This window comes from Microcystis sp. M113S1, assembly GCF_020246945.1.
Lineage (GTDB): Bacteria > Cyanobacteriota > Cyanobacteriia > Cyanobacteriales > Microcystaceae > Microcystis.
The window spans coordinates 1-10,742 of sequence record NZ_JADBSA010000125.1 but is presented as its reverse complement, the minus strand read 5'-3'; the positions used below and the strand labels follow the sequence as shown (position 1 = coordinate 10,742).

Sequence of the window (10,742 nt, the reverse complement as noted above, 5' to 3'; positions counted from 1 at the left end):
TTTAAACGGACGTAGAGGAAAGCGTAAGACTTCTGTTAAAGAAGCAGCATCCCGTGAAGCGTCAACCCCATTCAGCGACCATTCTAAAAAGGTGGCGTGGTGAGGAATCGCCGTCCGTTTTACGGCGGCGAGGATGTCAACCGCAGGATTTGTTAGGATGAGGACACTAACAACTTATTTAAGGTTTGCTGAATAAATCTAAAAACCCTATCCAACAAGGTTTTTAGACTTTTTTGACCTCAAAAAGTGCCGACCCTTGGAGTGATTGGGGGGAAAATTCAGGGACTTTTTCCCTGAAAATTAGGTAATTGACCACCTGAAAATGGGTAAAACCCCAACCCCCAACCCCCAACCCCCGACCCCCACCGAAAAACTTTTTCAGCTGAGCCTATTTAAGGATGAGTAAGTGGATGTGGTGGCCAGGTTCCCAATTAGATCGTATTGAAGCAAACCTAGAGGCAAATCAGAGCTAACTACCTCTTGCCTCTCCTAACCAAGAAATTAATTTTGCACCACTACTTATTACTTAATTACTGTTTATTTTGTAATTTTATCACTAATTCTTGGAAAGGTTGCCAATCATCTTCATAGGTAATGGCTTCCCAAACCGATTCGATGAGAGGTCTAAGTAAAGCGGTTTTAGGATTATAATGCTTTAAAGTGTCGCCAATTTGAGACAAGGAATCTAGGGGTAATTGATTTAAGACCAAACTATATAATTCTCGCCAACGTTGCCAATCAGCTTTGGGTAAATCCATATTTTCAAGAATTAGAGAACTATTTTCTCGCCAACCGTAATTAAATTGTTCACTTAATTGATAGAAAAAGTCGTGATAACCGAGGCCAGTTTCTTGGAGAACTTCCACAGTTTTGCTGACCAGTAAAGCGGATTCGGGAGTAAAAATATCCTCAAAACCTAACTTTTTGAGCATCATTGTTTGATAATAAAAATTGTAATGCTGGTCATAGTTAGCCAAAGCCATATCTAACTCTAACAAGGAGACGACCATGGCCAGGGGAGATTGCAGTAACTCTAGATTTAAACGACAGATAAAAGGCTGATTGCCATAACTATAACGGCCACCGTAGTCGAAATAGGCCGCCGTAAATTGGGGGTTATAGGAAGGAATAAAAGCGTAGGGACCATAATCGAAACTTTCCCCAGTAATTGACATATTATCGGTATTGAGAACTCCATGACAAAAACCTGCGGCCATCCATTGGGCCGCTAATTTAGCGGTTCTTTCAATCAAAGCGGCGTAAAATTTTAAATAGCGATCGCTATCTTGGGGATCGATTTCAGGATAATAATAAATAATCACATGATCGAGGAGTCTTTTAATCAAATCGCTACGTTTAATATGAAATAAACGCTCAAAAGTCCCAAAACGAATATGAGAATTACTAACTCGAATCATCACCGAAGATCGCGTTGGGGAAGGTTCATCACCGCGCCAGAGATTTTCCCCCGTTTCCACCAAACTCAGACAGCGAGAGGTATTCACCCCTAAACTGCGTAAAGCTTCCCCAGCTAAGACTTCTCTAACTCCACCCTTGAGAGTTAACCTACCGTCCGCGTGACGGGAATAGGGAGTCCGTCCCGATCCTTTCGTACCAAAATCGTATAATTTGCCATCAATACCCCTAACTTGACCGTAGAGAAAACCGCGACCATCCCCTAAAAAAGGATTATACTCGCCAAATTGATAACCGTGGTAACGCAGGGACAAAAAAGGTGTCAGGGATTGAAATTTACCAAAAGCCTCGATAAAATGCTCATCTAAGGTTAATTCTGGCTGAATTTCCACCAAAGGTAATAAAGCATCATTGCGAAAACGAAGGATATGACGGGGAAAATCTGCGGCTGCGACTTGATCATAGTAGTGGTCTCCCAAGTCCTGCATGGCGCTTTCGTAAGGGAGACTGAGAAAGGGATTGGTGAGATGGTCTGTCATAGTGGTGGTGTCGATCGAGCTTTGAGGCGTTAAAGTGATAAAGATAGCCAAAAAATTTTCCTACTGAGACTATCAAACAGCGATGCCCGATTCTATTATGTATCAAGGGGACTATTTTCTTGTCCTTGAGGCCGATCAACCTGAACAATTCCAGACTCCCGACCAGTTACGGGATAAGTTGAAAGATGTAATCACCGCAAAACCGGAGATTTGTCCCCGACAATTGGCGAAATTCTCTAGTCTTGAGGAAAAAGCTCTCTATCTGCGCGATAATTACTGCGAGTTAGACCTGGGTGAGGAGGGTTATTTACAATGGTATGTAGTGCGTTTGGAAAAATAAGGAAACCCACTTTTTAACTTTTTACTTTTAACTTGATCATTATGGGAGAAATAGAAGATTTACTGGCACAAATGAAGGCAGAATACCAGAAACGGGATCAGGAAAAACCGATACCGTCCCCTTCTTCTCGTCAAGAAAAAGAGCGTTCCCCGTCCGAATTTAAGGTTAATTATACCGGCGATTCTGCTACCGATGGGATTTTAAAAGCTTTAGCCTTAGAAAACCAAGAAAGGCAACAACAAGAGGCAGCGGAAAAAGAAAAAGCGGTGGCATTAAAACAGCAGCGCAAGCGAGAAGCTTTAACTAGAAAGGCCAAGCAATGGTTAGATAAATTGGATGCCAAATCGGAGGAAGGACGCTGGTTTGAGGAGTTTTCCTATGGCTACGATTCTCCTTTAGAAGCAGCGATTACCTATCTAGAAGCTTTGGGAGAAGTGGACATTTCTAAATGATCAGGTCTAATTTAAAGTTGTGGGTAAATTTGCTTGGTCAAAAACTCGATTATGCCACCAAATATTATCACCGGCTAGAATATTTGTGCCGTAACGAGGAACGATACCATAAATAGTGCCGGGGTCATAATCCAAAGCTTGACTGATGAGATTGTAGAGACGTTGTAGATCAAAACCCCGGGGGTCACAATGGGGATATTTTCCTTGATTAATCAGAAAACTATCCACGGCAAAATGGCTGACAATTTGCGGTAATTGTCCCGTTTGTAAGGCTGCTAGGAGATAATATTTCGCCGTTTGTTGGTATTGAAAATCACTGTAACCGGGGAGGGGTTGCAAGCGTCCTTTGGTCAAACAGTGGGATCCCGGCGCTTGTACCAGTTCAATGTTAACACTGGAGATAACCCGACGATTTCTTTCGGCAAAAACTGGTCGCAAGCGATCGCAATTAGGGTGAGATACCTGATCACAAATCGCTGCTGTTGCCCATAATGCGGTAGTTTTTGCCCCATCAAAGTAATTTGTGGGATATTTTTTGACTAAACGCCTAAAGACGGCTTCGGAAGGCGTATTTAACCAAATTCTCGCCCTTTTTTCTAACTCAGTCGCCGATCGCGTACTCAAAGGAACACCCTCTAAAGCAAGTGCAAAACCCTTGACGCGGATAGTTTCTGGGGTAAGTTGCCACAGTTGACGCACTAATTGATCTCTGGTGTCTGCGGGCAGCATTTCGGCCGCTTGTTCATAAAAAGTGGCAGTGGGACGGTGACGTTCAAAAAAAGGCCGGGCGATCGAGTCTAAAATATCTCTATCCCTGGAATTCGCTTTGCGGGGGATGTAAACATTGGGACCCAATTTCATCGGACCGCGAGCATATTTTTTCTGTTCTTCGATGTTACCCGCAGTCATACTCCAAGCTGTATCGTGGAGAATAAACAAAGGAGTGCGATCGAGGGTTAATTCGGTTTCTGGCGGGGTAATTTGCAAAAATTCGGCGATTTTCTGCTTTTCTAACTCATCTAGACTCTTACCGGCTAAATTCTCCCCCACAGTGGAGGGATTAAAAATATTTATGGTTGCAGTGGAGAGACTAGAGCTATTCAGTTTTAAAATCAGTAGGGACAAGACCAAACTAATCACCAAAGAAGTCACTCCCGATCGCCATTGTTCCGGGGGAAAGATAGAATATCTAGGGAGAGAAAATTGTCTTGATTTTTGCCGTCTTTGTCGATTCATCGGACTTTTTTAACGCGCTTTCCACCTATTGTATTCACTTTCTCGAAAAAGGGAATTAATAGGCAATAGGCAGCTTCCCCACTTCCCCACACCCCACACCCCACACCCTACACCCTACACATAATTACTGAGGAACCATTGGGTATTAAAAGCTCGATCGCAGGATATTTCTAGTAATCTTATGCCTGATTCCGGCAAAACTGCGATTTTTTGCTGAAAATCAGTCCAATCGCTGATTAAATGGTAATCGATACCGTAGGTGTGACAGAGTTGGCAAAAGTCGATATTTTGGGGAGTGGCAAAAAATTCTTCAAAGGGAGGGTCAAATTTGGCGATCGGCAACAGTTGGAAAATGCCTCCCCCCTTGTTATTGATTAAAATTATGGTCAAGGAGCCAACAAAATAATTTTTGATTAAAAAACCATTTGTATCGTGTAATAGGGCTAAATCTCCCGTTAATAGTAGGCTGGGAACATTTTTATAAGCTATTCCTATCGCAGTGGAGAGGTTGCCGTCGATGCCATTGGCCCCGCGATTAAAATAGGGACGAATTTGGCGATCGCTAGGCGGGTTAAAAAACTCGGCATAGCGAACAGGCATACTATTAGAGATAAAGATCGGAGTCTGGGGGGGGAGGTATTGGGAAAGCAGCCAGGGGATTTTCCCTTCAATCAGTTTAGTTTCTGCTGCCAAAAGGCGATCGATAGTTAATCTAGCTTTCTGGTCTAATTTTTGCCATAATTGCCGATATTCTTGGTTATTATCGGTTTTATCTGGGAATAGATGCCCTAATTGCTCGATATTTCCCCTGAGATGTCCGGTTTTTCCCTGTAGAGGATCGTAATTATCGGGATGGGGATCGATAATCCAGCGCGGACAGTCGATTTCTTCTAACCAGGTCCGTAATTCTTTGCTGGTGGGTAATTCGCCAATTTGCAGGACAACATCGGGGGTTAATTGGGTTTTAATGGCAGGATTCCGCAATAATAAATCATAGGTGGTGATGAGATGGGGATTTAACCCTGCATAGTTTCGCAGAGGAGATAAAGCTTCGGCTAAGACGGGATATTGTTGCGATCGGGCTAAATTAGCGATCGCCTGACAGTAACTTTCGGGGTTTTGCGGGGAAGCTAATCCCGCGATGATAATTCCTTTGGGGGGTAAAGAAGGAATTTGGAGAAGTGAGTGGTTAATTGGCATATTTTGCCGAGATATATGGCTAAAAAAAGCCTCTTGGTCAAAATTAGCCTCTAAATTGTTAATTTCTAGATCGGGAGTTGGTGCGAGGGGATCCCGAAATGGTAAGTTCAGATGCACCACTCCGGGGACAGGATCGAGACAGCGCAACCACGCGTGGATGATAGTTTGACGGAGATAGCGTAAACGCTCGATATTGGCACTAGGACAGCTAATTTCCGCTTGCCAATTTGGATAATTACCGTAGAGTTTGACTTGATCGATAGTCTGACCGGCATGAGCATGACGCAATTCTGGGGGGCGATCGGCGGTTAGAATTAATAAAGGGACATGACTTTCTTTTGCTTCAATGACTGCGGGATAAAAATTAGCCGTGGCAGTGCCAGAAGTGCAGACTAAAACCACCGGTTGATATAATTGTTTGGCTAATCCCAAGGCAAAAAAGGCAGCCGAGCGCTCGTCTAAGATGGGAATAGTTTCAATCTGGGGATGTCTTGCCAAGGCTACCGTTAAAGGAGTCGATCGCGATCCGGGAGAAACCACCCCTATCTTCAATCCCAAACGGGCCAATGTTTCGACTAAAATAGAACCCCAAAGTGTATTAAGATTGCGAAAATCGATCGACATTTATCAATTCAGTGGCAAAGGTTAGGGGACAATAAGTTAAAGAGTCTATTAATCAATTTAACACTGGCCGGAACTGGCCAAGAATAAGTTATTCCTGAGTCAGCGATGCAGAAGTTATTAAAAGAGAGCGAAGGCAATTGGCCTCTACAATAATATTATTGCGCCAATGGTAGGGGCGCATCCCGTGCGTCCAAAATATCCTATAGATATTTCTCGAAAATTGAGATGCAGTCAGTTTTCAAGTTCCCTATAGCCAAAGCAAACTAACATCAATAGGTTTTGAAAATTTTCCACTATGCTCCTGATTACAGAACAAATTTACCAGCGCATTTTCACCCACGCAGAATCCACCTATCCCGAAGAATGTTGTGGGTTACTCTTGGGAAAAATTACCGAGACAGCAGCCGAAGTTATCACCATGCAAGCAACAGAAAATAACTGGTCAGGTAATAGGAAAAACCGCTTTAGTATTGCTCCAGAAGTGCTTTTACAAGCTCAAAAATCGGCGCGGGAAAACCAGCTAGAAATTATTGGTATCTATCATTCCCATCCCGATCATGCCGCCATTCCTTCGGAAATTGATCGCCAATTAGCCTGGTCAGGATATACTTATTTAATTGTCTCCGTAGTTTCAGGACGAGCGATCGATTTACAAGCTTGGCAACTAGACGAACGCGAACAATTTCAACCAGTAAAAATATTGTAGTCTTGTGTAAATAGCAAACAGCCTTAAGGTGATTCTCCCCGTTGGCAATCCTAATCCCGCGACAATTAGAGGCAACACCAATGTTGACTAGCACTTCCCCTGCTTTCCACCCACCCGCAATCGATTTAATTGGGATTGATCATCACCAATGGTATGGACGAGTATTATGGCTAGGAATAGGTTGCATCCGTGGGACGGAGAAAGCAGTCATAGATAGGGCAATTAGGGATGTTTTTAAGCGTTATCACCTCTCTTTAGCCGCTATTGCTGGTATTGCCACCCTTGACATCAAAGCTGATGAACGGGGTTTAATTGCCTACTGTCAAGAGAAAGGATTGCCTCTAAAAACCTTTACTGCCAAGGAGTTGAGAGATATTAATGTCCCCAATCCCTCGGCCATTGTCAATAAGGAAATGGGAACCCCTAGCGTCGCTGAAGCTGCCGCTTTAAAAATGGGCAAGACTTTGCTAGTAAGCAAGCAAATAGAAGCAAAATCGGTGACAGTGGCCGTTTCTTTGGCCGCAAGGGAATATAGAGGATAACAAATCGATGCTTAAACAGGTTTTATTTCTTAGTAATGGTCATGGTGAGGACTTAAATGCTAGTTTAATTCTGGGGGAATTACAAAAAATTCAGCCTCAATTATCTATAGCTGCTTTGCCTTTTGTGGGAGAGGGAAAAGCTTATCAAAAATTGCCCGTACCAATTATTGCCCCCACTGCTACTATGCCATCGGGGGGAATTATTTATACCAATCTTTTTAATTGGATTAAGGATATTGGTGCGGGATTAATCGGTCTAACTATTAAACAAATTCAGGCAGCTTTTAAAGTTAGCAAGGATTGTGATTTATTGATAGCAGTGGGGGATATTGTCCCGATTGCGATCGCTTCTTTAACCGGTCGTCCTTTTGTGGCTTTTATTGTTTCTACTTCCAGTTATTACGAAGGCACAATTAAATTACCTTTACTCACAGAATTATGTTTAAGATCGAAGAATTGTTTAAGGGTTTTCACTAGGGATAAATATACAGCAACAGACCTACAAAATCGGGGGATCAAAAAAGCGATTTTTGCTGGTTATCCGATTATGGATGTCTTAACACCAACGGGTAAAGATTTAGAATTAGATAGTCAAATTCCCATGATTGCTTTATTAGCGGGGAGTCGTTTACCGGAAGCTTTGAGTAATTTAGCTTTACAGTTACAAGTCTGTGAGGAAATAGTTAAAATTAAACCGATGCAGTTTCGGGCTGCTATCGTTCCTAGTATCACAGAAACCGACTTAGAAAATTTAGCTAAACAAGAAGGATGGCATTATTTAGGAGCGGGAAAATTAGAGAAAAATGGGGCTTTATTATGCTGTTATCGTGATGCTTTTGCCGATATTTTACACCATTGTGACGCTTGTTTAGCCATGGCGGGGACAGCAGTAGAACAAGCAGTAGGATTAGGAAAACCCGTCATCCAAATACCCGGATTTGGTCCCCAATTTACCTACCCTTTTGCTGAGGCACAAATGCGCTTATTAGGGGAATCGGTGATAACTATTGGACAGAAACCCACCCAGGTAAATTTATTTAAAAATGCCGCGGTTAAAATTATCGATATTTTGGCAGATTCTCGTTATTTACACAGATGTTTAGAAAATGGCAAAATTAGAGTGGGAGAGTCCGGAGGTAGCAGAAATATTGCCGAGGAAATTTATAGCATTTTTCAAAAGTAATGGCAGAGATAGTTGATTGCTGATGGCAAAAAAAAACAAAGCTGATAGTTAGTAGCTAAAAAAAAAGATGTATCTACTTGACAAAATCAAAAACGGAACCTTGGTATTGATCGGTTACTTATTATCGCCCCTGTGTTGGTGGAACGATCTAATTTTTAATCTGCCGATCGCCTACGGTTTCGGTCGTTTAATTGCTTGCTTGCACGCCGATTTTTTTCTACCGGCGGCCATGGTTGGTTATTGGTTATCTAATCTTGTGGGAATTCTGCTAATGCAATTCGGGACGAAAGAATTAATCGGTGGAGAGAAAGAAGAACGCAATTGGCAAAAAGAATTGAGAAATGGATTACTTTCCTCGACAGTTTATACTTTAGTAATCCTAGCTTTGCTGCATTTTCAGGTTTTAGAAATGCCCCTGTTATCCTCGATCGCCACTTTTTCCCCGTGATTCCCAAAACTTACTTAAACAATAGCTTAATTTTCTTGGTTATCTTGTTAACATCGCTAACTTTTACGTATTTAGCGATCACTATTGGCCAGTATCCCCAAGGATTTGCTTGGGAAAAATCCCTGATGCTATCTATTCATCAAACCGCTAATTTAAACCTAAACTTTTTGGCCATAAAACTAACGGGATTAGGTACTTATTGGGGAGTGGCCCCGATACTGACAATTTTACTGCTGATTTTTGCCCTAAAAAAATACTGGTATGGGTTCGCTTATATCCTTGTAACCATGACGGGAGGTTGGGCTATTAGTTATAACCTCAAGATGCTTTTTCGTCGGAATCGCCCGCAATTTTGGGAGTTATTTTATCCCTTACCCCACGATTTTTCCTTCCCTAGTGGCCATGCTTTATTTAGTTCCCTGTTAGTGGTTTCTTTACTGATCCTATCTTGGAGAACGCGCTGGTTTTTAGGGGTAGTTTTACTGGGGATTCCCTTCGTCTTGGTTATTGCTTGGACTCGTCTTTATTTAGGGGTTCACTTTCCTAGTGATATCCTTGCCTCTTGGCTTTTAGCGATCGCTTGGTCCCTCCTAGTTCATCTCTGGTGGCGACAGTTATTAGAGATACCCAAGGCGATCAGGAAATAAGGATAAATTAATAATTAGTTGACCGACTTGCTGCCCAAGAAAAATATCACGTTATACCTAAATTTTTGGAGAAAGCTAATCAAAGCCCTATAGTAATTATCGTTTGATATTCTTCGCTGACACTGAATCATGAAACCAAAACTGCGCCAAGGGAAAGGTCTATCCCTAGGACGGTTTCAAAGCCGTCCCCTTACTTTTTTCACTTTAGTTCTTCTGTGCATTTTAACCTTTACCTTAGCACCGTCATCGCCCCTGATGGCCACGTCGAAATCTGAGACCAAGATAGACTTTGTATCGCCGGCGTGGGTAGCACAAAATCTCAACGATCCGAAGTTAAAAATTCTCGATGTGCGGATTAATCCTTTGGAATATATCACCGGTCATTTACCGAAAGCGGTGAATATAGCCGACAATAATTTTCGTGGTCCAAACGGATTTTTACCGGTTCAATATTGGCAAGAGGATAAAATTGGCAGTCTCTTTGCCGCCGCGGGAATCACTAATGGCGATCGAGTGGTAGTATATTCCGATGGTCGCGATGTCTTGGGGGCAACCATGGTCGCCTATTTACTAGAGCGATCGGGTTTCCGAGATGTTGCCGTCTTAGATGGGGGTTTTAAGGGCTATAAGGGTTCCGAACAGAAGGTAACTAAAGAATTCCCTAAATATCAACCCGGAAGCTTTACTGTGCGTGATAATCCCTCGATTCGGGTGACTTTGGCAGAAGTAGAGAAGTTGATCGGCAAACCGGATGTGGTTTTTATCGATCCCAGGCCCGAAGAACTTTTTCAGGGTAAACAGGATATCTGGCTGAGAAATGGTCATATTCCGGGGGCGAAAAATATACCCTGGCCGACTTTTACGGAAGCAAATAATCCCGATGAATCCCTGAAAAATCCCCATAAATTGAAATCTTTAGACGAAATCAGCAAGATTCTTGCCCAACGCAACATCAAGCCCTCCGATAATATTATTGTCAGTTGCAGTACGGGACGGGAAGCGACTTTACAGTACATTGTCCTCAAACATCTGCTCGGTTATCCCAAGGTGAGAATTTATGAGGGTTCTTGGACAGAGTACAGTACCACGGAGCTGCCCGTCGCTACTGGGCCAGAAAAAGCGATCTGAAGTCAAGTTTGTCAGTGGTTGAAATCTGACGGAGTGCTTTACCTGCAAGATGCCAGTGTTTGTGCCTACTAATGAGCAGGGTATTGACGTTATTAAGAAATCTGCGGGAAGGCAGTGTCAAGAGCAACGAGAGGGGTTAAATTATCGAAAATTTGGGTTAAAACCCCGTCCTTTTAGGACGGCTTTAAGCTACAATGGAAAAAGCGATAACCAAGCTAAAAACTGAACCTTGACAACAGATAGTAAGGGGTTTCGTTCAGAAAAGACTTCAAATTCGGCCT

11 protein-coding genes are annotated in these 10,742 nt (G+C 42.6%); 8 read left to right on the top strand and 3 right to left on the bottom strand.

The genetic code is table 11. The features are described 5' to 3' along the window. Window positions 1-530: 530 nt before the first annotated feature. Window positions 531-2,006, bottom strand: coding sequence for a protein adenylyltransferase SelO (locus IM319_RS06430; protein ID WP_287735046.1), 1,476 nt, complete (start codon window positions 2,004-2,006; stop codon window positions 531-533). 31 nt (window positions 2,007-2,037) lie between these two features. Between IM319_RS06430 and IM319_RS06425 the strand changes: the two genes are divergently transcribed. Continuing rightward, the gene (locus tag IM319_RS06425; RefSeq protein WP_287077456.1) at window positions 2,038-2,295 is read left to right on the top strand and encodes a chlororespiratory reduction protein 7; all 258 of its coding nucleotides are present in this window, start codon (window positions 2,038-2,040) and stop codon (window positions 2,293-2,295) included. A gap of 41 nt (window positions 2,296-2,336) precedes the next feature. After that, window positions 2,337-2,747, top strand: coding sequence for a salt stress protein, Slr1339 family (locus IM319_RS06420; protein WP_287077455.1), 411 nt, complete (start codon window positions 2,337-2,339; stop codon window positions 2,745-2,747). Window positions 2,748-2,753: 6 nt separating this feature from the next. Here IM319_RS06420 and IM319_RS06415 read toward each other — a convergent pair whose 3' ends face one another. Further along, a complete protein-coding gene (locus IM319_RS06415; protein WP_287735045.1) occupies window positions 2,754-3,983 on the bottom strand; it encodes a hypothetical protein in 1,230 nt (409 codons plus the stop codon). Between the two features lie 114 nt (window positions 3,984-4,097). After that, window positions 4,098-5,807, bottom strand: coding sequence for a 2-succinyl-5-enolpyruvyl-6-hydroxy-3-cyclohexene-1-carboxylic-acid synthase (gene menD, locus IM319_RS06410; protein ID WP_287735044.1), 1,710 nt, complete (start codon window positions 5,805-5,807; stop codon window positions 4,098-4,100). Window positions 5,808-6,102: 295 nt separating this feature from the next. On the opposite strand from menD, the gene IM319_RS06405 reads away from it, so the two are divergent. The 6 genes from IM319_RS06405 to IM319_RS06380 all read left to right on the top strand — a co-directional run bounded on the left by IM319_RS06405 (window position 6,103) and on the right by IM319_RS06380 (window position 10,461). After that, entirely contained in the window at window positions 6,103-6,513 is a 411-nt protein-coding gene (locus tag IM319_RS06405) for a M67 family metallopeptidase (RefSeq protein ID WP_286826853.1), read from the top strand. Between the two features lie 83 nt (window positions 6,514-6,596). After that, window positions 6,597-7,055: a cobalamin biosynthesis protein gene (locus IM319_RS06400; RefSeq protein WP_425184929.1), complete on the top strand. Its 459-nt coding sequence runs from the start codon at window positions 6,597-6,599 to the stop codon at window positions 7,053-7,055. A 7-nt stretch (window positions 7,056-7,062) separates the two neighbouring features. Continuing rightward, window positions 7,063-8,238 (top strand): lipid-A-disaccharide synthase-related protein, encoded by a 1,176-nt coding sequence (locus tag IM319_RS06395; RefSeq protein WP_286826852.1) that lies wholly within the window; start codon window positions 7,063-7,065, stop codon window positions 8,236-8,238. 67 nt (window positions 8,239-8,305) lie between these two features. Then, a complete protein-coding gene (locus IM319_RS06390; RefSeq protein ID WP_002779112.1) occupies window positions 8,306-8,686 on the top strand; it encodes a hypothetical protein in 381 nt (126 codons plus the stop codon). After that, window positions 8,683-9,333: a phosphatase PAP2 family protein gene (locus IM319_RS06385; RefSeq protein ID WP_287686155.1), complete on the top strand. Its 651-nt coding sequence runs from the start codon at window positions 8,683-8,685 to the stop codon at window positions 9,331-9,333. Before IM319_RS06390 ends, IM319_RS06385 begins: the two co-directional genes overlap by 4 nt. Window positions 9,334-9,462: 129 nt before the next feature. Continuing rightward, window positions 9,463-10,461 carry a sulfurtransferase gene (locus tag IM319_RS06380; protein WP_287735043.1) on the top strand — a complete coding sequence of 333 codons (999 nt, stop codon included), beginning with the start codon at window positions 9,463-9,465 and terminating at the stop codon, window positions 10,459-10,461. Window positions 10,462-10,742: the final 281 nt, after the last annotated feature.